The 25,652-nt window shown below is 53.7% G+C and carries 25 protein-coding genes, 1 tRNA gene and 2 pseudogenes; 12 read left to right on the top strand and 16 right to left on the bottom strand.

Annotated elements, in window-relative coordinates; all coding sequences use genetic code 11:
* The first annotated feature begins 85 nt into the window (after positions 1-85).
* The 6 genes from GPK89_RS00005 to GPK89_RS00030 all read left to right on the top strand — a co-directional run bounded on the left by GPK89_RS00005 (position 86) and on the right by GPK89_RS00030 (position 5,868).
* Positions 86-970: a DMT family transporter gene (locus tag GPK89_RS00005; RefSeq protein ID WP_215690462.1), complete on the top strand. Its 885-nt coding sequence runs from the start codon at positions 86-88 to the stop codon at positions 968-970.
* A 234-nt stretch (positions 971-1,204) separates the two neighbouring features.
* The gene (locus tag GPK89_RS00010) at positions 1,205-2,428 is read left to right on the top strand and encodes an ABC transporter substrate-binding protein (RefSeq protein WP_215690464.1); all 1,224 of its coding nucleotides are present in this window, start codon (positions 1,205-1,207) and stop codon (positions 2,426-2,428) included.
* Between the two features lie 74 nt (positions 2,429-2,502).
* A complete protein-coding gene (locus GPK89_RS00015) occupies positions 2,503-3,381 on the top strand; it encodes a branched-chain amino acid ABC transporter permease (protein WP_215690466.1) in 879 nt (292 codons plus the stop codon).
* A gap of 17 nt (positions 3,382-3,398) precedes the next feature.
* Positions 3,399-4,394 (top strand): branched-chain amino acid ABC transporter permease, encoded by a 996-nt coding sequence (locus tag GPK89_RS00020; RefSeq protein ID WP_215690468.1) that lies wholly within the window; start codon positions 3,399-3,401, stop codon positions 4,392-4,394.
* Complete coding sequence (locus GPK89_RS00025) at positions 4,387-5,154, top strand: ABC transporter ATP-binding protein (protein WP_215690470.1); 768 nt, start codon at positions 4,387-4,389, stop codon at positions 5,152-5,154. Before GPK89_RS00020 ends, GPK89_RS00025 begins: the two co-directional genes overlap by 8 nt.
* A 9-nt stretch (positions 5,155-5,163) precedes the next feature.
* Positions 5,164-5,868 (top strand): ABC transporter ATP-binding protein, encoded by a 705-nt coding sequence (locus GPK89_RS00030; protein ID WP_215690519.1) that lies wholly within the window; start codon positions 5,164-5,166, stop codon positions 5,866-5,868.
* 172 nt (positions 5,869-6,040) lie between these two features.
* Here GPK89_RS00030 and GPK89_RS00035 read toward each other — a convergent pair whose 3' ends face one another.
* The 4 genes from GPK89_RS00035 to GPK89_RS16475 form a co-directional block, all read right to left on the bottom strand.
* Positions 6,041-6,259 (bottom strand): hypothetical protein, encoded by a 219-nt coding sequence (locus tag GPK89_RS00035; protein WP_215690471.1) that lies wholly within the window; start codon positions 6,257-6,259, stop codon positions 6,041-6,043.
* 92 nt (positions 6,260-6,351) lie between these two features.
* Positions 6,352-7,080: a CPBP family intramembrane glutamic endopeptidase gene (locus GPK89_RS00040; RefSeq protein ID WP_215690473.1), complete on the bottom strand. Its 729-nt coding sequence runs from the start codon at positions 7,078-7,080 to the stop codon at positions 6,352-6,354.
* A gap of 223 nt (positions 7,081-7,303) precedes the next feature.
* Positions 7,304-7,380 (bottom strand) — tRNA-Arg (locus tag GPK89_RS00045).
* A gap of 117 nt (positions 7,381-7,497) precedes the next feature.
* A complete protein-coding gene (locus GPK89_RS16475) occupies positions 7,498-7,629 on the bottom strand; it encodes a hypothetical protein (RefSeq protein WP_275951410.1) in 132 nt (43 codons plus the stop codon).
* An 8-nt stretch (positions 7,630-7,637) separates the two neighbouring features.
* Between GPK89_RS16475 and GPK89_RS00050 the strand changes: the two genes are divergently transcribed.
* From GPK89_RS00050 to GPK89_RS00065, 4 genes and pseudogenes are all read left to right on the top strand, one after another.
* Positions 7,638-7,904 (top strand): hypothetical protein, encoded by a 267-nt coding sequence (locus tag GPK89_RS00050; protein WP_430750588.1) that lies wholly within the window; start codon positions 7,638-7,640, stop codon positions 7,902-7,904.
* Positions 7,880-7,939, top strand: a complete 60-nt coding sequence (locus GPK89_RS16560) for a hypothetical protein (RefSeq protein ID WP_346344807.1) — start codon at positions 7,880-7,882, stop codon at positions 7,937-7,939. The genes GPK89_RS00050 and GPK89_RS16560 overlap by 25 nt, the downstream gene beginning before the upstream one ends.
* A gap of 75 nt (positions 7,940-8,014) precedes the next feature.
* Positions 8,015-8,491: pseudogene (locus GPK89_RS00060) on the top strand (hypothetical protein); the annotation flags it as partial.
* A pseudogene (locus GPK89_RS00065) lies at positions 8,482-8,658 on the top strand (tyrosine-type recombinase/integrase); the annotation flags it as partial. The pseudogenes GPK89_RS00060 and GPK89_RS00065, both read left to right, overlap by 10 nt.
* Positions 8,659-8,912: 254 nt before the next feature.
* Here GPK89_RS00065 and GPK89_RS00070 read toward each other — a convergent pair.
* Complete coding sequence (locus GPK89_RS00070) at positions 8,913-10,235, bottom strand: ATP-binding protein (protein ID WP_215690477.1); 1,323 nt, start codon at positions 10,233-10,235, stop codon at positions 8,913-8,915.
* Positions 10,236-10,651: 416 nt separating this feature from the next.
* The gene (locus GPK89_RS00075; RefSeq protein ID WP_215690479.1) at positions 10,652-11,716 is read right to left on the bottom strand and encodes an ABC transporter substrate-binding protein; all 1,065 of its coding nucleotides are present in this window, start codon (positions 11,714-11,716) and stop codon (positions 10,652-10,654) included.
* Positions 11,717-11,883: 167 nt separating this feature from the next.
* Between GPK89_RS00075 and GPK89_RS00080 the strand changes: the two genes are divergently transcribed.
* Complete coding sequence (locus tag GPK89_RS00080) at positions 11,884-12,945, top strand: FecCD family ABC transporter permease (protein ID WP_215690481.1); 1,062 nt, start codon at positions 11,884-11,886, stop codon at positions 12,943-12,945.
* 1 nt (position 12,946) lies between these two features.
* Positions 12,947-13,720 (top strand): ABC transporter ATP-binding protein, encoded by a 774-nt coding sequence (locus GPK89_RS00085; protein WP_215690483.1) that lies wholly within the window; start codon positions 12,947-12,949, stop codon positions 13,718-13,720.
* A gap of 125 nt (positions 13,721-13,845) precedes the next feature.
* Here the strand turns inward: GPK89_RS00085 and GPK89_RS00090 are convergent, their stop codons facing one another.
* The 10 genes from GPK89_RS00090 to GPK89_RS00135 form a co-directional block, all read right to left on the bottom strand.
* Complete coding sequence (locus GPK89_RS00090) at positions 13,846-14,571, bottom strand: recombinase family protein (protein WP_215690485.1); 726 nt, start codon at positions 14,569-14,571, stop codon at positions 13,846-13,848.
* Positions 14,572-14,829: 258 nt separating this feature from the next.
* On the bottom strand, positions 14,830-15,582 hold the full coding sequence (locus tag GPK89_RS00095) for a hypothetical protein (RefSeq protein ID WP_215690487.1): 753 nt from the start codon (positions 15,580-15,582) through the stop codon (positions 14,830-14,832).
* 2 nt (positions 15,583-15,584) lie between these two features.
* Positions 15,585-16,613, bottom strand: a complete 1,029-nt coding sequence (locus GPK89_RS00100) for a hypothetical protein (RefSeq protein WP_215690490.1) — start codon at positions 16,611-16,613, stop codon at positions 15,585-15,587.
* 549 nt (positions 16,614-17,162) lie between these two features.
* Complete coding sequence (locus tag GPK89_RS00105) at positions 17,163-17,801, bottom strand: helix-turn-helix domain-containing protein (protein ID WP_215690492.1); 639 nt, start codon at positions 17,799-17,801, stop codon at positions 17,163-17,165.
* Complete coding sequence (locus tag GPK89_RS00110) at positions 17,767-18,459, bottom strand: DUF3990 domain-containing protein (RefSeq protein WP_215690494.1); 693 nt, start codon at positions 18,457-18,459, stop codon at positions 17,767-17,769. Before GPK89_RS00110 ends, GPK89_RS00105 begins: the two co-directional genes overlap by 35 nt.
* Before the next feature lie 116 nt (positions 18,460-18,575).
* The gene (locus GPK89_RS00115) at positions 18,576-19,931 is read right to left on the bottom strand and encodes an ATP-binding protein (protein ID WP_215690496.1); all 1,356 of its coding nucleotides are present in this window, start codon (positions 19,929-19,931) and stop codon (positions 18,576-18,578) included.
* A gap of 166 nt (positions 19,932-20,097) precedes the next feature.
* The gene (locus GPK89_RS00120; protein ID WP_215690498.1) at positions 20,098-21,870 is read right to left on the bottom strand and encodes a DnaB-like helicase C-terminal domain-containing protein; all 1,773 of its coding nucleotides are present in this window, start codon (positions 21,868-21,870) and stop codon (positions 20,098-20,100) included.
* Positions 21,871-22,166: 296 nt separating this feature from the next.
* On the bottom strand, positions 22,167-23,636 hold the full coding sequence (locus GPK89_RS00125; RefSeq protein ID WP_215690500.1) for a hypothetical protein: 1,470 nt from the start codon (positions 23,634-23,636) through the stop codon (positions 22,167-22,169).
* Between the two features lie 153 nt (positions 23,637-23,789).
* Positions 23,790-24,647 (bottom strand): ParB/RepB/Spo0J family partition protein, encoded by an 858-nt coding sequence (locus tag GPK89_RS00130; RefSeq protein ID WP_215690502.1) that lies wholly within the window; start codon positions 24,645-24,647, stop codon positions 23,790-23,792.
* A gap of 18 nt (positions 24,648-24,665) precedes the next feature.
* The gene (locus GPK89_RS00135) at positions 24,666-25,637 is read right to left on the bottom strand and encodes an AAA family ATPase (RefSeq protein ID WP_147611053.1); all 972 of its coding nucleotides are present in this window, start codon (positions 25,635-25,637) and stop codon (positions 24,666-24,668) included.
* Positions 25,638-25,652 lie beyond the last annotated feature (15 nt).

The following is a 25,652-nucleotide window of genomic DNA, read 5'->3' on the forward strand; positions in this document are numbered from 1 at the left end:
TGGCGGGCGTGGGCGACATTGCCGGCAAGGGCATGGTCGAGACCGATGAGCGCATCATCGACGTGATGATCGCAGGCGATGCGTCATGAGCCGGTTTGGCAAGGGCGCGCTGCTCATGATCCTGTCCGCGCTGGGCTTTTCGGCAATGCAGATCGCCATTGCCAAGACGGCGCAGGGGATACCGCTGTTTGAGCAGCTGTTTTTTCGCAACCTGTTTGCCTGCATCGCAGCCTTTGTCTCGCTGCGCAGAAAAAATCTGGCAGCCTTTGGCAAGCGGGAAAACCGCGGTCTGCTGGTGTTCCGCTCGGCGGCGGGCTATGCGGGAATGATCGCACTGTTTTACGCTTCGGGCCATGCCGCCCAGGGCGACGTAGCCATCATCAACAAAATGTCGCCCTTTGTGGTCACGGTCCTGGCGTGCCTGTTCCTGAAAGAAAAATTCACAGCCTATCAGGGCGTAGCCCTTGGGCTGGCCTTTGGGGGAGCGCTGCTGGTGTCCAACCCCACCTTCCAGTCCCACTGGTTCCCGGTGGCGGTGGCGTTCCTCTCGGCTGTGTTTTCGGGCGTGGCCTATACCGCCATCGGCGCCCTGAAAAACAGGGAGCCCCCTGAGGTCATTGTCTTTTTCTTCTCGTTGTTCTCCACCATTGCGTCGGGGATCGCCATGCTTCCCCAGTTCAAAGTTCCCGATGCCCGGGAGCTGGCATGGCTGATCTGCATCGGTGTGTTCGCCTTTGTGGGGCAGATCGCCCTCACCCAGGCCTACGTCCATGCCCCGGCGGCGCAGGTGAGTATCTTCAACTATTCCGGCATTCTGTTTTCCATGATCCTGGGCAATCTGTTCCTGGGACAGGTCCCCGCGCTATCTTCCGCAGCGGGCGGTGTGCTGGTATTTTTGGCCGGTATTGTGATCCTGATCGGGCAAAGAAATGCCGCGCACAAAAACAAAAGAAACGAAAACATTACATAATAAAATTGAAAAGCGGCGGGAAAAGCCCCGAAAACCCCGTAAAACCCACATTATATAATATAAAGTGCACAATTTTTATAAATATATATTGTCATTTGTATAGAAACTGTTGAGATAAGGTTGACAAAATGACATTATGTGTGTGTGATGAAATCAAGAAATACGGGGGAAGAACAGGGCAGAGTTACCCCCGCAAAAATACGGAAAAAATCACGTGAAAAGGAGACATATCACATGAAACGTCAGAAGCTTTTGAAAGTGGCGGGCGGCGCGCTGGCAGCCGCGATGTCGCTGGCAATGCTGGCCGGCTGCAGCGGCAATACCACCTCCGGCGGTTCTTCCACCGGTGAGACCGGCACCGCAAGCGAGAGCAGCACCGCCGGTGAGACCACCGGTACCGAAAAGAACAAGCTGGCGTTCTTCCTTCCCATGACGGGCGACCAGATGCAGTACGGCGAGTCCCTTTCCCGCGGCGCTGAGCTGGCCCTCAAGCAGTATAACGAGAAGAACGGCACCGACTACGTCATCGAGATCATGGACGACAAGGGCGACCCGAAGGAAGCCGTCAACGTTGCCAACCTGATCGTTTCCGACCCCACGGTCATCGCGGGCATGGGCAGCTTCTCCAGCTCCTGCGCCATGGCGGCGGCCCCCGTCTTTGAAGAGGCAGACCTGCTGCTCTTCAGCCCCAACGCTTCCCACACCGACTTCCCCGCCATGGGCGAGAACATGTTCTCCGCCGTTATGAGCCAGAAGTACGAGGGCGCTGAGTTCGCGGATGCGCTCATCGAGATGTTCGGCGCTCAGAACGTGGCGATCCTGTATCAGAACACCGACCACGGCGTCATCGCCACCGACGTCTTTACCAAGCAGTACGAAGCCGGCGGCGGCAAGGTCATCATGTCCGAGACGTTCATTCCCGGCCAGACCAAGGACTTCTCCCCGGTTCTGTCCAGGATCAAGGAGCAGGACCCGGATCTGTTCTACGTCAACGCTTCCTACAATGACTGCGCTCAGATCTTCATGCAGGCCAAGGCCCTGAACATGGACTGCCAGCTGGTTGGCCCCGGAATGCTGCTGACCGAAGAATTCCTGGACGTTGTCGGCAACAAGATCGACGGCACCATCGTCATGAGCAGCGTTCCCGCCTTCCTGCCCTCTGTTCTGGAGAGCGGCGAGCTGGATGCGGCTTCCAAGAACTTTGTGGACAGCTACACCGCAGAATACAACGAAGTCCCCGACGGTTTCGCAGCCAGCGCCTTTGACGCGGTCAACATCGTGCTGGATGCGGTGGCCAAGGTTGGCACCGATACCCCGGCCCTGCGCGAGGAGCTCAAGACCCTGCGCGATTACCCCGGCGTTTCCGGCTACAATATGTCGTTCAATGAGCAGAAAGAAATGGTCAAGGGAATTTACCTGTTCGAGATCCAGGACGGCCAGTTCGTTCGCGTGAAGTGATGGAATAAAAATTCATGCGGGAGAGAGGTCATAAGATCGGCTCTCCCGCTTTTGTTTGACAGGCGGTGATGCGAGTGTTTTTTCAGCAGTTGATCAATGGAATTACAATCGGAAGTACCTACGCATTGGTGTCCATCGGCTTTACCATGGTGTTCGGCGTTCTGGAACTGACCAACTTTGCCAATGGCTCCTTGTACATGCTGGGCGCGTATCTGTCGCTGATGCTCTATTCGGCGACCGGCATGAACGCATTCCTGGCGTTCTTTATCAGTATCATCCTGACAGGCGGCGTGGGCTACCTGCTGGACCGGCTGGCCCTGCGCCGGCTGCGCAACAAAAAGGCCCCCAAACTGACCGGCCTTATCACAACGCTGGGCATGTCCATGATCATCGACAACACGATCATGCTGGCGTTCGGCAGCGAGACCAAGCCCTTCCCCAACCACTTTGATTTCGGCCGCATCGAAATCGGCAGCGTCGTCATCAGCTGGGTCCAGATCATCATTCTGGCGACCGCCCTGACGCTGATGCTGATCCTCTCCTTTGTGGTCTACAAGACCAAGATCGGCAAGGCCATGCGCTGCACCTCTCAGAATGCGGAGGCTGCCCGCCTGATGGGCATCAGCGTCAACCGGGTCATCGCTTTCACCTTCATCATCAGCGGTGTCCTGGCCTGCATTTCCGGCAACCTGGTGGGCATGTACTATCAGACCGTGGATATCACCATGGGCGCTTCCATCGGTATGAAGACCTTTGCCTCGGCCATCCTGGGCGGCGTCGGCGTTCTGCCCGGCGCCATGGTGGGCGGCCTGGTGGTCGGCGTCATCGAGACCTTTGCCGCGGGCTATATCAGCTCCGGCTACCGCGATGCCATTTCGTTTGTCGTGCTGATCCTAGTGCTTCTCATCAAGCCCAGCGGACTGTTTGGCAGCAAACAGATCAATAAAGTGTAAAGGAGGCGGACGCTGTAATGGAAAAGTTCTGTGAAAAACTTGTTCGGTATCGTGTTCCGCTGCTGATCCTGGCCTGTGTGGTAGCTGTGGCCTTTCCCTTTGTGTTCCCGTCCAAGTATTTTATCCGCATCGGCACCGTCTGCCTGATGTACGTCATGATCACCCTCAGCCTGAACCTGATGGTCGGCTACATGGGCCAGATGTCCTTCGGCCACGCGGCGTTCATGGGCATCGGCGCATATACCGCGGCGATTTTGACAACGACCTATGATGTCCCGTTTTTTGTAGCGTTCATCCTGGCCGGTGTTGTGGCGGGCCTGTTCGGCCTGCTGCTGGGCCTGCCGGTCTTGAAGCTCAAAGGATACTACTTTACCATCATCACCATGGTTTTCTGTGAGATCGTGCGCGTGGTGGAACTGAACTGGATGAGCCTGACCCGCGGCCCGCTGGGCATCATGGCCATCCCCAAGCCCTCCTTCCTGGGTTTTGAAATCACCACCCCCCGGCAGTTCTATTTCATGATCCTTGTGCTGGTGGCGCTGTCCACTCTGGTCGTCTCCAACCTGATGAAATCCCGCGTTGGTTACGCCATCCTGGCCATCCGTGACGATGAGCTGGCCGCCGAGGCCATGGGCATCCACGTGTTCCGCTACAAGATGATCGTCTTTATCCTGTCGTCCCTACTGGTCGGCCTGGCGGGCGCGTTCTACGCCACCTACACCAGCTACATCGACCCCAGCAGCTTTGCTGCCGCACAGTCCAACGATATGCTGGTCATGGTGATCTTCGGCGGCCTGGGCAATACGGTAGGCAGCTTTATCGGCGCCATCTCGCTGTCCATCCTGCCTGAAGCGCTGCGTGACCTGGCCCAGTACCGTCAGCTGATCTACGGCGTGCTGCTTGTGCTGCTGATGATGGTCAAGCCGCAGGGCCTGCTGGGCGACATCAACTTCAAGTATATCCGTCAGCGCATGGAGCACCGCGAAAAGAGCAAGGAGGCCGCCAATGAGTGAGAGAATTTTGAAAACAGAACACATCACTCAGCGTTTCGGCGGTCTGGTGGCTCTGTCTGACATCAGCATGGAGGTCAACTCCGGCGAGATCGTCGGCATCATCGGTCCCAACGGCGCCGGCAAGAGTACCCTGTTCAACGTCATTACCGGCATGTACAACCCCACCGAGGGCAAGGTGGAGATGCTGGGACAGGACGTCACCGGCTGGAAGCCCTACCGCATCACCGAGCTGGGCTTCTCCCGCACCTTCCAGAACATCCGTCTGTTCCCCCGCATGACGGTGCAGGACAATGTCATTGTGGGCATGCACACCCGGACCAAGGGCAATATTTTCTCCGGTGTGTTCTTTACCAAAAAGGAGAAGGAGGAGCGCGCCAGCTGCGTGCGGGAAGCGGATACCATCCTTCGCCTGCTTGGCCTTTACGAGGACCGGTTCGAGATGGGCACCAGCCTGCCCTACGGTTCCCAGCGCAAGCTGGAGATCGCCCGTGCACTGGCCACACGGCCGAAGCTGCTGCTTCTGGACGAGCCCGCCGCCGGCATGAATGAGCAGGAGACCGAGGAACTGCGTCAGATCGTATACCGTCTGAAAGAGATGGGATATACCATCCTGCTCATTGAGCATGACATGAAGTTTGTCATGAACATCTGCGAGCGTATTTATGTTTTGAACAACGGCTGTATGATATCCAGCGGTACACCGGATGAGGTCCGGACGGACCCGGTGGTCATCGAGGCATATCTGGGCAAGGAGGAATGAGCCATGGCACTGCTGAAACTGGAAAATGTGACGGTGAACTACGGCAGCATCAATGCGCTCTCGGGGATCAACCTGGAAGTCAATGAAGGGGAGATCGTAACGCTGATCGGTTCCAACGGCGCAGGCAAAAGCACGACCATGCGCACGATCATGGGCCTGAAGCACTGCGACGGCGGAAAGATCTTCTTCAATGGCGAGGATATCACCAATAAAGATACCCGCGTCATGGTGCAGAAGGGCATCATCCTTTCGCCGGAAGGCCGTCAGGTGTTCCCGCGGTTCTCGGTCGAGGATAACCTCCGCATGGGTGCGTATACCCGCCCGGATCAGGAGATCCCGGAAACCATGGAGCAGGTGTTCCAGCTGTTCCCCAAACTGCGGGACCGCCGCAAGCAGATCGCGGGTACGCTGTCCGGCGGCGAACAGCAGATGCTGGCAGTCGGCCGCGCCATGATGGCAAAACCCCGCCTGCTGCTTCTGGACGAGCCCAGCCTTGGCCTGGCGCCCCTGGTCATCAAGGAAATCTTTGATATGATCGACAAGATCCGTGACATGGGCACCACCATTCTTCTGGTAGAACAGAACGCCCGCGTGGCGCTGCGGCATTCCGACCGCGCCTACGTGCTGGAAACGGGCCGCATCGTCCTTTCGGATACGGCGCAGGCTCTGCTGAATTCCGATATGGTGCGCAAAGCCTACCTTGGCGGTCTTTGATCCAACCAATAACAGAAAAACGCCCCCCGCGCAGCCGTTTTCGTTGCTGTGCCGGGGGCGCTTTTTATTTTTTGGTGTGAAGAAAAAGCGGAAACGCCGTCACGGGGAACTATGACTCCGGGATGGCGTCAAGGCGGGAATTGGCGGGCTGTCCCGCAAAGCGGCTTTCGGTTTACCAGATGACCTCGTCCTCCGGCAGGCAGTCTTTAAGGGGAGTGTCCATTCCGTCCAGGAGTTTGGCCCTCATGGCAGGAGACTCCGAAAGTTCCCGCGTTGCCCGGGTGCCGTCGGCAGGGACCGGGGCGTGGGCAGCGAGATCGCCGTTCCCGTCCGAGGACTTTTGGGCGGGAGATTCCCGGAAATGGTCCTTGTCATCTGTGGTATGGCACATGGAATTTATCCTTTCTGCGCGGGAAGGCCACGCGGGTTTCTTTGTAATTCCGTATAGCATACTGTAAAAGAATATGACCGGTTTTCCCGGTGTCACCCGGCGGCCTCGAGCCGGTCGACGCAGCGGGTGAAGCCCTGCAGAGCCCAGAGAGTCAGCGCCAGTCCGGTGACCACGATCAGCAGCGACAGTATCATGCCTGCGGTACGGTTCCACATGAGCAGGGAATAGGCGCTGATGCCCAGGAAGGCGCTGCCATTGTACAGCATGTGGATCAGGATGCCGTATCCGAGGGACCCGGTGTACCAGCACAGGTATCCCAGCAGCAGCCCGGTGAGGAAGGTCTGTGGCCACATGGGCCACGCATGCCCTACGGAAAAGATGAGCGCAGGGATCACGATGCCGCCCTCCCAGGGCAGATTTCTGCAAAGACCCTGGGTCAGGCCGCCGCGGTAGATCAGTTCCTCGCTGATGGGCCCCAACACGGCCACGGATAAAAACTGTACCGGCAGCACGCCATCGGTCGCGGTACTGCTTCCGCCGTCGTAGTTGAATATAACAGACAGCACCATGGACAGCTGACAAAACAGAAGTTTCCCCGCAAGGAGTGCCAGCGTCCAGGGCAGCAGCTGCCGCCGCACCCGGAACAGGGCGTGACGCTGGCCGACGGGCAGGCGCATCAAAAGCACCGCCGCCACAAGCAGAGTGAGCAGACCGGAAAAAGCCAGGCTGCGTGCATCCAACGGGATGCCCAGTGCCCCGGCTATCTGATAGCCAAGGAAGAAAAAAATTACACCCAACACAATGCCATGCCAGAGCTTCATCCCGGGCCCTCCCTGCCGCTTGTTATAAGATACTTTTATTGTACCGTCCCGGCCGCGCCCCGGCAACACACGAAGTGCACGATTCCTTGTAAAGAAAATTGTGTACCATTTCGTCAATCCTAGACCGTACAAGATTCGTGTTTTTACAAACGGGAACGGCCGTTGTGGCGGCAACCCGGGAACAGACAAAAAAAGAAAAAGCCCTCCGTAGAGCTTTTATCTTTGGTGCGCTGAAAGGGACTCGAACCCCTGGCCTTCTGATTCGTAGTCAGACACTCTATCCAGCTGAGCTACCAGCGCGACTGAAAGAATTATAATACCACAGGGGGAAGTCAATGTCAAGCATTTCTTCAAAATGTTTTTGCAAAATTCGGGTCAATTTGCCGCCCAAGGCAAGAAATGCCGGGAATCGGACGTTCAGCAGTCCTTTTTGCGGGGGAAGGGCGTCTCGCCGCCGGTGCGCATACGGTCAAGGACCTCGTTCAGGTCCTTGCAGCAGGCGTCGCACAGGGAAAGAATCTCCTCCGTGGGCTGCTGCAGATCCGGCACGCACGCCGTTGAAGCTGTCCTCCAGTACCATGCTGCCGGATGCCCCGGAGCAGGCGCTGGATGAGTACCCCATGCCGGACCCGATGCTCACGCTGGACGACCTGGAAAAGTGCGGCTACCGGGACGGGGATATGCTCCCCCTTTCCAAAGAGCGGGCGATGGAGCTTTACGAGCGGGATCTGACCGTGTATGCGGTGGTGGATGGCGGCAGCGCAGAGATGCTGTTTGACCGGGAAGAATTGGCATTGCTATCTGTGGACCGAAAAAGAAAGTAAATAAACTCACGGGCAGTATGCCTCTGCTCCGTTAAAAGTTACCCAGCAGGAAATCAGCAATGGTTTCCTGCTTTTTCTTTGCCTGAAAACAGGAGAAAGGAGGAACACCAATGACATCAAAGGTCCAGTTTTACAGCGCGATGGCCAGCTACACCGCCACCCATCTGACGGATAGCTGGCAGAGGTGGACAGCATTTCTCACCACCGCCTCCCGGCTGTATAAGTACCCCTTCCACGAGCAGCTTATGATCTTCGCCCAGCGCCCGGACGCAACGGCCTGTGCGGAATATGACCTCTGGAACGACACCATGCGCCGGTATGTGCGGCGCGGCTCCAAGGGCATCGCCCTTGTGGACAATTCCCGCGAAAAGCCCAGGCTTCGGTATGTGTTCGACATTTCCGATACCGGCCTGCGGAAAAATTCCCGCCACCCCTTTCTGTGGGAGCTTCGCCCGGAGCATGAGGCGGCGGTGGCCCAGGCGCTTGCCGAGCGGTTTGGAACGCCGCCCGAAAACAACCTGGCGGAACAGCTTGAAAGCATCGCGGCCCAGCTTGTCAGTGAGTATTGGGTGGAACACAAGCGGGACATACATATACGACCAACCTTCTCTCTCACGGGGCAGCCCCCAAGGATGTGCAGGAGCTGCTGGGACATTCTGATGTAAGTACCACGATGAACATTTACGCCCACGCCACCAGAGAGGCCCAGCGAACTTCCGCAAGGCTACTGGATAAGGTTGTAGGGACGGCCTGAAAAAAGTTTCCCTCATTTCTTCTCGCAAGGGAAAAAATGAGGGAAAAGGGCCAAACCAAGGTGACGAAAACGCTGGAAACACCAGTGTTTTCAAGGGGTATAGGAATTTTAACTGAGAAATCAGAATTATATTGCAGAATATATTTGACAAAAATAAGGCGATTCCGTCAAGTATACTCGACAAAAAATATAATGCGTGCTATAGTAAACGGGGGAGATATTATGACATCATGTCATAATATCTCCCCCGTTTACTATATATCCGTCAGTAAAAATGCCATGTACAGGGGCAGCGTCAGGATTTGTTCCTCGCGGCCTACGTTGTAGTCACCAAGCTTTATCAGATGATATACGTGGTATTTCTCGGGATGGCGCAGAATGGTCTTGGAGCTCTTGGTATTGCCGGAAACAGCTTTTACCTCGACAAGGGTGCATTCTCCGTGGAAGCGGATAATAAAGTCAACCTCCAGACCGGAATCTTTATGGAAATAATAGAGCTTGCGGCCCATTTTAGAGAAGATGTCGGCAACCAACCCCTCAAAGATGGCGCCTTTGTAGCCCAAAAGATTTCCCTGTAAAATGTCAAACTGCGTGCCGTCCTCCAGCATCGAGACGAAAAGTCCGGTGTCCTTCATGTAAACCTTGAAAACATCTTGGTCTGCATTTCCGTCCAACGGAAGTTCCGTGATGGAAAGGTTGTAGCAACGGGTAATGATGCCTGCATCCTCGATCCATTGCAGGCTGCCCGCAAACCTGGAAGCGGTAGCGCCTTTTTTCACGACGGAATACTGAAATTTTTTGTTTTCCTTGCTCAGCTGCTTGGGGATAGACTGAAAGCATTCCCGGATAACGGCCTTATCCTTTCGGTCGGCGTATTTTACCATGTCATCTTCATAAGAGCGCACAATATCACGCTGAATCTGCAAAACATCGTCCATGCGCTTTGTATTTACAAAAGTTTGCACGGCATCCGGCATACCGCCTACAACGGTATATTGCAGTAAAAGTTCCCGCATACGCTGGTGCAGCGCCTCCGGCACAGGCGTGCCGTTTTGCAGGCATTGGCGCAGAAAGGCGATGACCTGCTCTGTAATGCCGTTGGCCCAGAGAAATTCCTCAAAATCCAAAGGGCTCATGTCGAGCACGGTCTCGTATCCGACGGGAATTGACTTCGGTTCCTTGCTGCCGTACCCCTTGACGCCTAACAAGCTGCCCGTACCAATCACATCATAGCGGCCGTCCAGTTTGAAAAACTTCAAAGCTGTACGCGCGTCCGGGCAATCTTGAATCTCATCCAGCACAAGCAATGTCTTTCCAGACTCAAAGACGGCATCCTGCCCCATCAGGGCAGACAGAAGCATTGTAATGTTGTCCACTTCCAATGAGCCAGAGAACACTGAAACAAACTGCGGATTTTCGAAAAAATTCAGATAGACAGTGTGTGCGTAATTCTTTTTGGCAAATTCGAGCACAGAGTATGTCTTGCCGCACTGGCGGCAGCCTTTCAGAATCAGCGGCTTGTGATTGGGCGTGTTCTTCCAATCCAGAAGCGTTTTCTCGATTTTTCGGCGCAGCATAGTGGTTCCCCCTTGTGGTTTGTTTGCAGTATAGCAGAAAATCACAACTTTTTCAAGGGACTTTTTCTGTAAACGTGCAACTTTTTCAAACGACTTTTTGGGAAAAACAGAAACTTTTCTTGCATTTTCGGAGCCTGTTTTCCAATTCTTCAAAAATCAGAAATTTAGGTATGCCTTATCAACTTAAAGCAAAAGACCGAAGTTGTAAAGCCCTTTTTGGGCCTTTACTTCGGTCTTTCTTTTTTAGAGGGGGATATGTAACAGCCCCTTTTGGTTGTCAGCTTCAAATTAATGAATCCAGATATTATTTTCCAAATCTTTGGGGCAGTCGCACTCTGAAATCATGTATTTGTGCCATGGTACAATAGGCATTAGCTCGTTATACTTTTACCCTTTGCAGGTGTTCAGCATTCTAATCAAGCACCGTAAAATTCATCGGCGAGGTCACTCATTGCCGTATAGAGGTCGCCGCTGCCGCCGTAAATAGCATTAAAGTCCAGCGAAATGACCTTCTTGTTCTTGATCGCGCTGATGTCCTGCAATGCCGCATTATCATACAGCGACTGGATCATTTCATCCATGTCCGGGCCACCCTCATAGTCAAACAGAACGATGACTTCGGGATCTTCTGCAATGATCGTTTCAATGCTGACCTGCGAACCATCGCAGTCCTCGTTGATGTTGTCCAGACCAATCATCGCAAAGGCTTCGTTCTGCAAACTTTCCGTAGCAGCCGAGCCAAAGACCGGCATACCGTCCTCGATCCAAGAAACCTCAGCCATCTTGGTGGTCTTGCCTGCCCAGCGCTCATCACTCTGGAGTGCTGCCACATAATCCTGATAGTAGGCTTTCAGCTCGGCAGCCTTGTCCTGCACATTGAAAATTACGCCTAAGTTGTCGATGTCGGTCAGGAAAGACTGGAAGTTAGCGCCGGTCTCGCCTACATGGGTAATATAGCTGGCAATACCTGCCGAGGCCAGTTCTTCCGTGGTGCCTACACCGTAGTCACCATCCACAAACAGGTCGCCGCGGCCAGCAACAAAATCCGGATCTACTCCCAGCACAGCCTCTTTGGAGGCGTAGCCCTCTGCAATGACGGGCACAGCATTGAACTGCTCAGCCACATCCTCCGGGGCAGGGCCATAGACTGCGGCCACGCCAACCAGCTTATCAGCGAGCCCCAGACGAATCAACAAATTGGCGGTGCCCTGGTTGTTCGCCACCACGCGCTGAGGCTCTGCCGTGTATTCTGTGGTAACGGGGGTCCATGTTGCGCCGTCAGATGAAACGGTGTAGGTATCCACGCTGACAGGGTAATAGCTGTCCTCTGCCACTTCCGGCGAAGCTGTTTCTTCTGTGGCGACCGCCTCAGAAGATGCCGATTCGGAAGAGGTTTCGGATGCAGAAGCACCGCATCCGGCCAGCAGCGCGGCACTCAGTACCAAGCAGGTGCCTTCCGTCATCATGTTTTTGAATTTCATATACATTTCCTTTCCCATTATTCAGGCTTTCGTAACCTGATTGTAAGAATTTCCCTGCAAAAAACTGTTTTCTTTTTGCGGGAAGTATGCTATAATCTCGGTTAGTCTTAACTAATCTTCACGGCTTGTTACTATACCATACTTTCGCGGAGGTGTCAACCGGAAAATTGAAGAAAAAAACGGAAACCAAAAAACTGATTTATATTCCAGCTTTGCTTGCATTGCTGGTACTTAGTATTCTGCTTTCGGCATCCACCGGGCAGGTGGAGATACCGCTTTCGGATACCTTCAAAATTCTGATGGAGCGTCTTTTTCATGTAAAATTAGCAGGTTATGCAGAGATCCCATCTGCCTATTTCAATGTTGTGTGGATGATACGCTTTCCGCGCGCACTGATTGCTGCTGCCGTGGGCATCGGCCTTTCGCTGTGCGGCATTGTCATGCAGGCCGCGGTGGAAAACCCTCTGGCTGACCCCTATATTCTGGGTATTTCGTCAGGTGCAACACTGGGCGCTACTTTTGCACTGATGGTTGGTGTCGGCACCCTGCCGCTTATCGGGCAGGCAAGCGTATCGGTCTGCGCTTTTGCCGGGGCGCTGCTTGCTTCTTTTCTGGTATTGTTTTTTGCCAATATCGGCGGTCATGCCACGGGTGCCAAGCTGGTGCTGTCCGGCACGGTCATAAACTCGATGTTTTCGGCTTTTTCCAATATCATGATCTACTTTGCCAACAATGCACAGGCATTGCAGAACATTACTTTCTGGATCATGGGCAGCACGGCTTCTGCCACATGGTCAAAAGTGCCGGTTATTTTGGTGATTGTGGCGTTGACCGCCCTGTTTTTCCTGACCCAAAGCAACACCTTGAACCTGATGCTGATGGGCGAAGAAGCCGCCACCACGCTGGGTATCAATCTTACTTTCTGGCGCAGAATCTATCTGATCATTGCTAGCCTGATTACCGGTATTCTGGTCTCCGGTTGCGGCATGATCGGCTTTGTCGGCTTGGTGATTCCCCACATTGCCAGAGCAATCTTTGGTGCCAACCATCGTGTGTTGACTCCCTACACCATCCTGTTCGGCGGCATCTTTATGGTGCTCACCGACCTGCTTTCCCGCTCGCTGGTAAGCGGTTCCGAAGTTCCGGTGGGTATTATCACCGCCGCGCTGGGTGCGCCGGTGTTCCTGTATATGCTGCTGAAAAAAGATTACGGCTTTGGAGGTAAATAAGTTGGAGCTTGCTGTAAAAGATGTCCATGTGACGCTGGGCAAAGCCAAGATCGTAAACGGCGTCAGCCTCCATGTAGGCGAGCGGCAGAGTGTAGGCATCATCGGGCCAAACGGCTGCGGAAAATCCACATTGCTGAAAGCCATCTACCGGGTCAACCCCATTGATTCCGGCGAGGTTTTGCTGAACGGTCAAAATGTTACTAAGATGAGCCCCAAAGAGGCTGCCCGCCACATTGCCGTTGTAGGGCAGTTCAATGAACTTGCTTTTGATTTTTCCGTGCAGGACATGGTGCTTATGGGGCGTTCGCCCCACAAAAAGATGATGGAGAGCTATTCCGAAGCCGACTACAAGTTGGTGGAGGATACGCTGCGCAAGACCGAGCTATACCCTTTGCGGCAGCGCAGTTATCTCTCGCTTTCCGGCGGCGAAAAGCAGCGGGTGATTTTGGCCCGCGCTATCGTACAGCAGCCGGAATTACTGATTCTGGATGAACCCACCAACCACCTTGATATTAAATTTCAGTTTGAAGTGTTGAATCTTGTAAAAGATTTGAACATTTCCACCCTATGTGTACTGCACAATATCGAATTGAGCGCCCGCTACTGCGACTATCTCTATGCCATGAAGCAGGGGCGCATCGTGGCAGAGGGTGCGCCCAACAAGTTGATTACCAAGGAGACCATCCGCACCATTTATGACGTAGAGAGCGAAATCTACACAAATCCCATCACGCAAGATCTCGCCGTAGCATTTCTTCCCACACGATACAGGTAACAAAAGGGGCTGTTGCACAAGGAAAAAATCCAAGTGCAGCAGCCCCTTTACGGTTAAATGCCTCCAGAAACACAAAAACGCTCGCCATAGCCCCACTAATTTCCAAAAAACAGATTTGGACTATTTCAGGATTCCATATTCCGAGTGAGTTCTTCTCGCAGCTCCCGCTTGTATTTATAATAGGTATTGCGTGCGATGCCGATCAGCTTGATGCAGTCCGCATCAGTGAGAGTTCCATCGAAATCACGGCTGTATTTTTTGATCTGCTCCTTACAGGGGGCAGATTTTTTTATGGTAAGTTTGCGGCCGGGCATCTGACCGATTTGTTTCCCATTCAGGCGCGCCGTCAGGATCCCCTCGCGGGTGCGCTGGTGCAGGTCGTCCACCTCTTTTTGCGCCTGGGTAAAGGCAAGACGAATCTGCTCGGCGGCCAGGTCCGCCGTGTAGCGGTTCAGCGCATCCATGACGCCGGAAACAAAACGGTCTGTTGCGGCGCTGCCGGTCTTCGGCGATGAGTTGATCTGCCGCTGCAGAGCCTGTTTGTAGGTGTCCGTGTTGATGTGCGGCTCCTTCAAAAAGCAGAGCGTCACACCGCGGTTGTACAGTGTTTCATAGAGTGCACAGCCTTCCTCGGCGCTGCGGCTCATGCGGGAAACACTGTCAAACACAATGGTATCCCCGGGCTGTACACAGTGCAGCAGCTTGTCCAGCTCCTGCCGTCCGCGGCAGGCCGTTCCTGTATAGACCTCACGGACGATATGAGCCGTTGGGTAGGCGGCGGTAATGTTGCGCACCTGGCGTTCGATATTTTGCTGTGGTGTGGAAATGCGGCAGTAGCCGTACACGGACATACAGTATCACTCCTGACGTTCCTTTAATTTGATATAACATTATACAGCGGAACCCAGCTCTTTGTCAATGAGTTTTGATACTTAATGAAGAGCCCTTACTTTTGGTACAGGCGGTACAAGAAACTTGAAAAAGCAGTCGAATCAAACATGATATTATGTCATGATGACATAATATCTCAAAGAACAGGAAAGACAGCTGTCTGTTGTCGCAGTATAAAAACAGCAGGAACTGTCCGGACAGTTCCTGCTGTTTTATTTTTATCCTCGAGCCCGCATATCCCCAGGCACAAGCCCCAGCGGCTTTGTGTGCAGGAAGATCACTTCCCAGTAACCGGTTTTATAGTTAGCGCGCAGTCTCGGTTTCAGCATAATATTTAAGTCTTCCGCTTGTCTGCCGCTGCGCCGCTGGTCGTGCAGCAAGTCCTCATAGCTGCCATGATAATAGGTATCAATGCCAATGCGCCCGACAATCGTTTCACCGTTTTCGTTCGGCTGCACCAGTTCTTCCGTCAGCGCTCTTGCCTGTTCCTCTGTAAAATCAACGGAATACGGGCTTTGCAGCGCGGTCTCCCACAGCCCTGCCACAGCGTTTTCTTTTCGCATGGTTTTATAGCGGTACTCTTTTTCTGATGAGGTAAGTACCACATATCCTGTATGCGTTTTCTTGGGGCGGAGCTTTCTGTCTGCGTTGGCGCGCTCCCGCGCGATGCGCAGCAGGTTTTTATTTAAGCCGTTCAGATACTCTATTTTACGGCAGGCTTCTTCCAAGTCTTTCTGTACCGCATCCACTTCTGCGTAAGCAGCTTCTTTTGCCTGCGCCGAATTTCTTTCGGCTTGTGCAATCTTTTGAGATGCCGCTGTATAGACCGCGCGGGCATCTCTTTCCGCGCAGGCCACTTTCGCCAGCAAACCATCATACTCACTGTGGGTCAGCAGCACATGCGTACATTCCTGCCCATACTCCGGCAGATCCCGCAGACCCAGTGCAGTCTTTTTCTTAAACTCCGGCATTTTTACAGACCTCGGATATAATTGTTTGCCACGACTTCAATGCGGTTATGCCCCAGCGCTTTGCTGCAGATCAGCATGGCTTTCTTATCCAGTTTTTTCCCGGATTCATCTTTCCGGCAGGTGTAGACATCACTCTGAAATTTACGCCCCGTTCCCTTGTTGACCCTGTCGTAGGGGATTTCTTCGATGGGTCTTGCATGGGCGCGGTAGATGTCGGTTGCATATTCGGCGCGGTAGCCGTGGATGTCAGCGCTCTGGTGGATGTGCTGCCAGACCTTCTCGTCGTTCGGCGTATTTCGGATGCGCTCGACGATCTGCGCCGCATTTTTCCCGACAATGGGGCTTACTCGCTCCCGGCCGCCCTTGCCGTTTCGGACGTGGATATAATAACAGCAGTCAAACAGGCGGGTATCTTGCAGAACACCAAGCCGCTTTTCTTCTGCGGGCGTTCTTTCCTGTACCGGTACGGATTCGATCGCAGCAATTTCCCGCTCGATTTCTTCTTTTGTAACAAGGTCTCCGCCCTTGAGCATCCCCAGTTCGCTGCGGCGCAGCCCTGTGCCTTTGCAGAATTTAATCAGTTCATCGTTGTTCGTAACCGAGAAATGTTTATCGCGCACGCGGTCTCCCCTGCTGCGCTTGATGTCCTCGCGGTTTCGCTTCGGCGGATTAAAGTAGTTTTCATCTTCCGGGTTTATGCCGTACAGTTTGCCCAGCGCTTTGGCTTCCAGCTGAACCGTCCATGCGGACAGCCCTTGGTCGGCGCGCGCTTGCAGCCACTCGTTCACATACTTTTTTGCGCTCTTCAGCGTCGTACATTCCGGGTGCTTTTCTTTAATATAAGAAAGAAAATATTTTGTGTGTTTCCAGTACGATTGATAAGTATTGAAAGAAAATATCTTCTGCCCGTCCGTACCGTTTTTCACAGCCTCTTTTTTGCTTTCGCCAAAGGCCTGCATCCAGGTCAGGCGGTCATACGCCTGTTGGTGCAGGTCTTTATAATATTTCTTGTTCTTTCTGCCCAGACACAACCGCCCCCTTTATCTGTATTTCTTGTTGAAGCTAGGCCGCCTCCTGCCCGCCCGCACGGGGCGCGGCACTCGGCGAATACACTTTTTAAGGTCTTATGTGTGACCGCTTTGGAGATTTCTCTCCGACACTTTTTTACTGCTTATGTGTGCAGCCTTTCTTTCTTCTTCTACGGCAGGTAAGGCTCTGTCGGATTCTTTTTAGAGGAATCAACTCTCCGGCATTTTATCAGTATGTCCGGCTACATTCAGATACGTTGCCACACACTTTCAAAAGGATTACTCATGTGTGGGTCCATGATGCGCAAAACCATCAGCAAAGACCAAAGGCAAGTCGGCGCATCATACAGGTGTATCGGACCTGATTCGACTTTGTGTATTGTAAGAATACATTTTTATATTACACTGAACGCGGGGAAATGTCAATAACATAGTATGTTATTTTAAAAATATAACTGTTTACCCGTTCATTCTATAAACGGGTAAACCGTTACCGCGCCCGCACAAAAACACGGACTTTCATCCGCGCCCACCGGATAAAAGTCCGTGTTTTTATCTTTCCAGCAAGTCCTCCATCGCGCAGCCAAGCACTCTGGAAATCTTATACAAGCTCTCCGCGCTTGCCTTGTTGATGTCCTTTTGCCGCTGTTCGTACAGCTGGATGGAGCGCAGGCCGACGCCGGATTTTTTCGCCAGCTCGGCTTGCGAACAGCCGTAGGCCGTGCGGATGCGCTTCAGGTTTGTTTCCGCAAAGTGCTCCCGGATGCGGGCATCCGCAATCTCGGCAAATTTGCTGACGTCCGCTTCGTGCAGGGTATAATATATTTTTTCCAGTTCCACAAAGGAAAGCACCTCGAAAATCTCGCTGTACTTTCGCCCGGAGTACCACTGATAATACGCAACCGCCCACCCGATCCAATATTCGCAGGAACGCGCATACCGTTCCGGCTGTTCCGGCTGTTCTGTCATCCCGGTCGTCTCCGCAAGGATCTGCGCAGCCAGTTCAATGCCGCTCTTCCCTGCCAAATACGCGGGTTCTCCGTTTTCCATATGCTTGCTTACCGAACTTACGGTGAACAGCTTTATAAAATTCTCTCCCGATACGCCGCAGACACGAATCGCATAGTCGAACGCATCCCCCAAAGCCGCCTGCGCATTACTCAGATAGATTTCTTGGTATGCGTGGGTCATCGCTGCGGATGCCTCCTCTCATAATGTCCTGCATATAGATGCCGTCTGCCTCATCGTCCAGCATTTTTAGATAGGTTTGGTTTGCTTCATCGTTTCTTGCTTTGCGCTGCACATAGTATTTGTCTTTTTCTGCGATGGAAAAGCCCTCAAATTTCAGATTGGAAAAGGCAAACTGCGACTTGATCACCACCTGCTCCCCCAATTTGCCAAGCCGCATCGCCTGCGAGAGCTGCTCTACCGAGATGGCATTGTTCAGAAAAGATTCCGCATAATCGAAATAGGAATCATCGGCGCGGTAGCCTGTAATCAAATCATAGGCATTTACGTTCACGCTGAAATTGTCGATCAGATATTGCTTGGCCCGCCTTGCCACCGGCGTTTTTATGGAAAATAGACGATGCTCGACCAGCACGGCGATCCAATTGAGAATGGTATAGTCCGGGCTGTTCAAATGTAAAACCCGCAGATATTCCGTATCCAGAGTATAGCGGTTTGCAAAACCGTCCCGCAAAGAGGAAACGGCCCACTCCTTTGCCAGTGCCTCGCTTTCCGTGCAGTAAAAGCCAAGCCCGAAATCATTATGCTTTTTCCCCTCGCCAAACACGGGATGCTCGATGACTTTTTCCGAGCCGTGAAACAGGGTGATTTTCTTTTCCATTTTGCCGCCCTCCTTTTTATAAGTATATCACCGTAGTGACACAAAAGCAAGGCAGCAAAAAAGATATTATGACATGATGTCATAATATCTCTAAAAAATCACCTGTCTGCGTGAAATCAATCGCTGCTTTCTTCCTGTGGGCGGAAGTCCTTCATAAAGCGCCTGAGCAGGAATGCGCAGAAATAGGGGAACGTATAAAACTGTGCTTCATGCCCAATATTGCCGGCAAAAAACTTGAACCCGTAGCGGATGTCCTCATACTTGTCCGATGCTATCAAGGTGCGCATGGATTTTGCCTGCCCATTTTTGGCCTTCACTTCCAGCGGAATCAGCGATGACGCTGAGCGGATAAAGAAATCTTCCTCTAATGTAGAATCCGGCCTCTTATAATAGTAGAGCTTATAGCCCTGCTTTACCAGCGCTTCGCCGACCATGTTTTCATAGAGCGCACCTTTGTAGACGCCAAGATTTTTATTGGCGCGCAGATCCTCCTGCGATTCTTCATCCAGCATCGAGACGAGCAGCCCGGTGTCGGCAAAATAGAGCTTGAATACATCCGGGTCATAGTTCCCGCCCAATGGAAGCTCCGGAAATTCCAGACAAAAGCAGATGTTTACCATCCCGGCATCCGCCAGCCATTCGGCACACCCACGGTAATCCCGGAATCTTGCGCCGGTGGCGACCTTGGAGATCTGGAATTTCTTGTTTTCCCTGGCTAATTGCGGGGCAATTCTGTTAAACACATTTAGGATGCGCGCCTGGTCAAGCCCCTGCGCATACTTGCGGATGTCTTCTTTATAGTCTGCAATCAACTGCCTTTGGGTGTCCAGAGAACCTTCAAAGGTGTTTTTTTCGATGTATTCGGCCACAACAGCGGGCATACCGCCGAGAATACAGAAATCCAGAAACAGCGAATGGTAAACCTGCATCTCCAGCTCGTTGAATGGGCGCAGCTCCCGCATATGCAAAAGCATATCTTCAACAGTCGTGTCATCATAGCCCTTTGCCCACAAAAATTCCTCGAAGTCCATGGAGAACATATCGTAATCTTTTTTATAGCCGACGCTGTTGCTTTCGATTTTCTTATAGTTCACACCCAGCATAGAGCCGCTGCAAATCACATCAAACCGCCCATCCTCATGGAAAAACTTGAGGGATGTTGCAATTTCCGGAAATTCGGTAATTTCATCAAAAAAAAGCAGCGTTTTGTGCGGAATAAATTTCTTGGCAGGGTCAATCATCGATATATTTTTGATAATGGCGGCCGCCTCATAGCCGTCTGCGGTGATTCCCTTGTATTTTTCATCCCGGACAAAATTGATTTCTACAACGCTCTCATACTCTTCTGCGGCAAACTTCCGGATGGATTCGGTTTTCCCGACCTGACGGCTTCCTTTGATGATAAGCGGCTTTCTTGCCGGGTCCGCTTTCCATTCACGAAGAAACGTGTCTACTTTTCTTTTCAGATACACGGTATATTTCCCCCTCTTTTTTTTCGTATACACTCAGTATACACATTTTCAAAGCGAAATTCAATATAATTTGCACAAATCATGAGTCACTTTCCCGGTATTCCTCACATTTTTCATGCGAAAAAGGGAGATATTATGACATGATGTCATAATATCTCCCCTGTTTTTATCGTATGATGTTTCTTCCTGTGCGCGGGGTGGCTTTGGCAGCGCCGTCCCGGAACAGTTCTTTCTCCGGCTCGTAGTCCAAGGGAATGCTCTCCCCTGTCGCGCCGAAGCGGTTTTTTAAGATGATCAGTGCCAAATGACGCGGAGCGGTCTTGTTTTCCCTGTCGGCATCGGTGCGGTATTTCAGCACCAGCAGCAAATCGGCGCTGTACTCCACGCTGCCGGACTCCTTGAAGGCCGACAGTCCCGGCTCGGCACTGCCGGGGCGGTAAGCCTCACGGTTCAGGCTGGATGCGGCCATCACCGGCATATCGTACCGGCGTGCCAGCTGCTTGAGCATGGCGACGGCGGCGTCGGCGGTCTGCTTCTCGGTCATGCCCGCGCGCGCCGGGGCGACAAGCTGCAGATAATCCAGAAACAGCACCGGGCTTTCGTGCTGCGCACAGAAGGCCGACACTTTTTCATCCAAAAAAGCCGGGGTAAGAGGGACGTCCGGCTCCCACAGCTCTACCCTGCCGCCGGTCTTTTGCCTGTACGCGGAAATCAGACCGCGCACTTTTTCTTCCGGCAGCTTGCCGTCCAGCAGCGGGCGTGCACGTTCTTTTGTACCGCGCACGGCGCTCTTGGCGATCAGCTCCATGCGGGACATTTCAATTGTTATAAACAGCACATTTCTCCCTGCAGCGGCCAGCGTATCGGCCATTTGCAGCATCAGGGAGGTTTTGCCCATGCTGGAAACCGCGCCCAGCACGGTCAGCCCGGCGTGCAGACCGCCGTCCAACGCCTTGTCCAAACCGGCGATACCCGTAGACATCACAGCAGCCCCGCCACGGCGGCCCAGATACGCGAGAAACTCGTCCTCCAAGGTCAGCTGTTCCTGCACAGTCTGCGGCGCTATGGCGGCCTCACAGGCGGCTTGCAGCGCATCTCTATTCTGCACTAATGCTTCGTTCACATCCTTGCAGCCATCCGGCAAAGCCAGCACCGCACACGCAATGCCGCGGGCCGTCAGCTGCTCCCGCAGCTTCTCATTCATCCCCTGCCCCGCCGCGTCGGCATCTCCGGCAAGAATCACCCTCTCCGGCCATGCAACAGGAACATATTCATCAATTTTCTGTACAAGCTTTCCTGTGTTGGCCGCACCGCAGAGCGCTACAGCCGGGAATCCCAATTCCTCTAAGGAAAGGGCATCAAAAATGCCCTCTGTCACAAACAGTGCTTTCCCAGCCGCATGTTCCATAGCAGCACTGTTCCAAAGCTGCATCGCCCCGCGGCTGTTCTGGTAGCGTGGTTCAACAGCCGGGTCAATGGCGCGGCGGCAAACGCTGCGGCAGACACCCTCCGCAAAGACCGGCAGCACCGCATACCCATTCTCGACCACCAACCCAAACCGCTGCACGATCTCATCGGACAAACCACGCCCGGTAAAGTAGGGGTCGGGTCTGCCCGCTCTTTCCTTATAAGGAAAAGCCTGCGCCGGCTTCGCTGTGACCCGGATGACCTCGCCCCCGCCGTAGCGCCGGTTGACGGCCTTCATTTTAGAAGGAAAATCCGTCAGATTTTCTTCCTGTCCCACTAAATCAAAAACATCGTAGGTCGCGCCGCAGGCGAAGCAGTGGACGGTCTGATTTTTTTCATTGTACCCCATAGAAGGGTGAGCGTCTTGGTGCGCGGGGTTCAGGCAGGCGAACGGCTTGTGCAGTGGCAGCCCGTGCTCCTGCAGCCATTGAGGCAGGCAGCTTTTTAAGGTTTTGGCATCCGTTTTTCTCATACGAAAACTTCTCCTCTTACAGGGAAAAACTGTATCTTTTCCTCCCTGTAAAAAAGGGAAAGATATCATACAGTACTTACAGTACATACAGCACTTTTCAAAATGCGAAAATTTGCCGCTGAAATGTTGAAAAGCAGGGGTTTTGCAGGGTGCTTGGGTCATCAGTTGTGGCTTTGGCGGTCATCAGATGTAGCTTTGGTGGTAATCATTTGTGGCTTTGGTGAAGTACTTATGGTCATCAAATGTGGCTTTGGTAAGGCTGCATTTGGTCATCAGTTGTGGTTTTAAAATTTCATCTATCTTATCACATTTCGTTTGTGTGTTCTTTGTTTGTTTGGCTTGAAGCGGCTCTTATTTGTTTCATCGGGCAAAGTCAGATCTGGCGTTGGTGCGGGCTTGCGGGTGGTGCGGTCCAGCACGATCTCTACCCCGTCCACAACGCGCCCGGTGCGGGTGAAGCTGTACCCGCTGATGTAGTTCTGCTGGGTCAGATACTCGAGATAGATCTCGGTGTAGTTGCGCAGGCGCTGGCGGCGCTGCTTGATGGGAGACGGCTCGCCGAGCTCCTCGTAGATGGACGAGAACAAGATCTTTCGGCTTTGCAGACGGTTGTTTGGGTTCTTCATGCCCTCGATGCGGGTCAGCAGGTAGTTCTTCAGCACGATGATGGCGGGCGTGTTGTTCAGGCTTGCCCCGGCCAGTGGAGAGTCGGCTTCAAAGTGTACGTTCAAAAGGTCCATATCCACAAGGGAAATCTGCCGCTTGCTGGACGCATACTGGAACAGCGGCGGCGTGTCGATGAGGAAGTACGCCTCGACCTCCCGCCCGTTGAGCACGGCGTTCATCCGGTTCATCGGCAAGAGATATTGCGAGACCATCAGGCTCTGCAGGTTTTGCCCTTCCTTGATAAAGTGGGCGGCGGCCTCCTCGGTGCAGTCCAGCGTGATGGTGGCGTGCCGCATAAATTCTAGCCTGGTGCGGATTGTTTGGACAGCTTCTTCCCGCATACTGGGGTTTTCACTGCCGATCATGGCGCGGTACAGCATCGGGATGGTGAAATAAATCGTTCCCGCAATCAGCAGCGAGGAAACGCCGTTTAAGATGGCTTTATCAAAGTTCGTCAGGTTGCCGCCGCCGTCCAACGCGATGGTTTTCGGAAAATCCATCGTCACGATGGTGGACACATTTTTCCCGGCGCTCTTGCCAACGTATACCTCGTTTTCCTCCTCCGGCAGCAGCTTGGGCAGATTGCGGAAGATGGAATCCGTCTGCATACTGTATTTTTCCAGGGGGCTCTGGTTCGCACTGGAAAGCAGCATCCGCTCGGAAAGCGGTTCATTTTTCAGGCCGGACACGTCGCCCGCATACATGGCATTTACCGCACAGGTAATGTAACAGGCCATGCCGGCCGGCATACCGTCCAGCATGCTTTTGAAGGATGCCCTTGCCAGTGACCGGACCTCTGTCTCCGGCATGGTCAGACTGCCGCCGACTGGGTGGGAAAGGATCTCCAACTGCAGCGCGGCCTGCTTGGCCTGCAAAAGCTGCTCCTGAAAGGCTTCCTCCCGGCGCTCGCTGACGTAGGGGGAAAACGTTCCGAGCAGACCGCGGTAAATCTGCTGGTCGGTCAGAATATCGCCGTATTTATCCTGCAATTCCTGAAAGGTGATAAACGGCTCCTTCTGAAAGATGGGCACCAGCAGGGCGGCGTCCTCGGTATAAAGCTTTGCCTTGGGCGTGGGCAGAGCTTGCTTTTTTTTGGGCACGGCCAACCTCCTTGCAAAAAGATATTATGACATGGTGACATAATATCCTATTCGTATCGACTCTATATTTACAGGATATTATGACATGGTGACATAATATCTCGCCCGGAAAGGCGGTTATTTGCGGGCCGGGCGTGCCCGGCCCCTACAGGCTCAGCGGTGGGTGTGCAGCCATTCCTCGGCCATGCGGCGGAAATCCTCCTCCAGCGCGGCGGGCACGGTGACGGAAACGCGCACCGTCTGCGGTTCTGCCTGCAGGGCAGCATCCATCTGTTCCGGGGCCATGGCGGCGGTCAGCCTGGCCATTTTGGGGCCTGCCAGCTCGTCGGCATGGTGGGCGGCCAGATACTTCTGATTCTCGGCAGAAAAATCCACGAGCCGCAGCGCCGTTGTCAGCGGCAGCTTGCCGCCGTCCAGCAGCTTGAGCAGGCTGCCGTCCAGACTGCCCAGCCGCACATACCGCGCGATCTGACGGGCGGAGAGATTGTATTCTTCGCCGATCTGTTCATACTTTGATTTGCGCACGCCGTTCCTGCTGCGCTTTTTGCGCCCGGCCAGCGCGTACTTCTGGGAGATGCTCCGCGCCTTCTCCGACGGCGTCAGCACGCGCTGCACGTAGTTGGAATCGACGACGATCTCGTGCGCCTCGTCGGCGGTGATGTCCGTCAGTACGGTGGCGGGGATGCGGCGGTATTTGTCCTCGCCGGTCTTTTCCAACAGGGCAGTGTAAGCCCGCACGCGGTTGTGGCCGCTTAAAATCATCAGCGCGCCATCCGGCTGCTTCCAGACCACAATGGGGTGCAGCAGGTCGTTGGCCCGGATGCTCTCGATCAGCTCCAGCAGCTTGTCGTCGGGGAGCGGCGCGTAAAAGTTCCAGTCAGCCGGGGCAGGGGAGAGCTTGTCCAGCGGCACTTCCTCCAGACGCCGTGTGCCGGGCAGATCGGCCATCAAAGAGGGGAGAGACACCGCACCGGCAGCAGGGGAGACGACGGTCCGTTTTTTTAAAGCCATACAGTATTACCGCCTTTCTCAAACGCAGCGCTTCAAAATTTCTTTCGTAAGGGCGCGGTACTCTTTCGAGATACGCGCACTGCCCGCGTAGTCCAGCACGGGGCGGTTCTCCCACTGGGCGTTCTGCAGGCGGCTGTCAACCCGGATGATCTGCTCAAACAGAAGGGCGCTGTAACTTTCCCGCAGCTGGTCCATGGCCGCCTCGGTGATCAGGCGGTTGCGGGCATCGTAGCGGTTTATGATGATGCCGCCCACCTGCAAGGTCGGGTTGTACGGTTTGATGCCCTCGACAAACTGCAGCACCACGGCCAGGCCGTCCAAATCAAAGCTGGCGGGCTGGGCGGGGATCAGCACATAGTTGGAGGCGTTCACGATGTTGAAGTTCAGCAGCGACAGATTCGGATTCGTGTCGATGAGGATGTAATCATAATAGCCGCGCTCGACAACGGGGCGCAGGATGCTGCGCACGATGTTCTCGCGGCTGATTTTGGTAAACAGCGCCATGTCCAGCGTACCCATCGAAACATCCGCCACGATGATGTCGATATTCTCAAATTTGGTGGGCTGTATGTAGCCGTTCAAGTCCTGCTCCGCCAGCACCGCCGCGCCGAAGTTCTTCTCGCTGCGGGGCATGTCGAAGCTGCTGGACAGGTTGCGCTGCCCATCGCCGTCGATGACAAGGATGCGCAGCCCCAGCTCGGCCATCGAGGTGGCAATGCCGCTGCAAAGGCTGGTCTTGCCGCAGCCGCCCTTGTTGTTGAGCATGCAGAGCACCTTGGTGTCGTGGAAGTCGGGGTGGTAGATTTCGTTGATGTCGACTTCCAGATAGGCACATAGCTTCTCGATGTTTTCGAGGTCGGTTGCGCTGCGGCCGGTTTCGATCTGTTTGATGGTGGAAAGGTTTACACCGGTGGCAGTGGCAAGCTCCTTTTGGGTGATGTCCTGCTCAAGGCGTATATTTTTCAGCCGCGCATAGTCTAGTTTTACCATAAAAACCTCCAAATT

This window comes from Gemmiger formicilis (genome assembly GCF_018784445.1).
Taxonomy (GTDB): domain Bacteria; phylum Bacillota; class Clostridia; order Oscillospirales; family Ruminococcaceae; genus Gemmiger.

Bases quoted from the DNA above. Each gene is read 5' to 3' on its own strand.
- GPK89_RS00110 (WP_215690494.1), bottom strand. From the start codon at position 18,459: ATGGAAAAGAAAATCACCCTGTTTCACGGCTCGGAAAAAGTCATCGAG.
- GPK89_RS00070 (WP_215690477.1), bottom strand. From the start codon at position 10,235: ATGCTGCGCCGAAAAATCGAGAAAACGCTTCTGGATTGGAAGAACACG.
- GPK89_RS00090 (WP_215690485.1), bottom strand. From the start codon at position 14,571: ATGTCCGTGTACGGCTACTGCCGCATTTCCACACCACAGCAAAATATC.
- GPK89_RS00040 (WP_215690473.1), bottom strand. From the start codon at position 7,080: ATGAAGCTCTGGCATGGCATTGTGTTGGGTGTAATTTTTTTCTTCCTT.
- GPK89_RS00120 (WP_215690498.1), bottom strand. From the start codon at position 21,870: ATGAGAAAAACGGATGCCAAAACCTTAAAAAGCTGCCTGCCTCAATGG.
- GPK89_RS00025 (WP_215690470.1), top strand. From the start codon at position 4,387: ATGAGTGAGAGAATTTTGAAAACAGAACACATCACTCAGCGTTTCGGC.
- GPK89_RS00130 (WP_215690502.1), bottom strand. From the start codon at position 24,647: ATGGCTTTAAAAAAACGGACCGTCGTCTCCCCTGCTGCCGGTGCGGTG.
- GPK89_RS00135 (WP_147611053.1), bottom strand. From the start codon at position 25,637: ATGGTAAAACTAGACTATGCGCGGCTGAAAAATATACGCCTTGAGCAG.
- GPK89_RS00035 (WP_215690471.1), bottom strand. From the start codon at position 6,259: ATGTGCCATACCACAGATGACAAGGACCATTTCCGGGAATCTCCCGCC.
- GPK89_RS00105 (WP_215690492.1), bottom strand. From the start codon at position 17,801: ATGACCCACGCATACCAAGAAATCTATCTGAGTAATGCGCAGGCGGCT.
- GPK89_RS00075 (WP_215690479.1), bottom strand. From the start codon at position 11,716: ATGAAATTCAAAAACATGATGACGGAAGGCACCTGCTTGGTACTGAGT.
- GPK89_RS00005 (WP_215690462.1), top strand. From the start codon at position 86: ATGAGCCGGTTTGGCAAGGGCGCGCTGCTCATGATCCTGTCCGCGCTG.
- GPK89_RS00020 (WP_215690468.1), top strand. From the start codon at position 3,399: ATGGAAAAGTTCTGTGAAAAACTTGTTCGGTATCGTGTTCCGCTGCTG.
- GPK89_RS00095 (WP_215690487.1), bottom strand. From the start codon at position 15,582: ATGCCGGAGTTTAAGAAAAAGACTGCACTGGGTCTGCGGGATCTGCCG.
- GPK89_RS00010 (WP_215690464.1), top strand. From the start codon at position 1,205: ATGAAACGTCAGAAGCTTTTGAAAGTGGCGGGCGGCGCGCTGGCAGCC.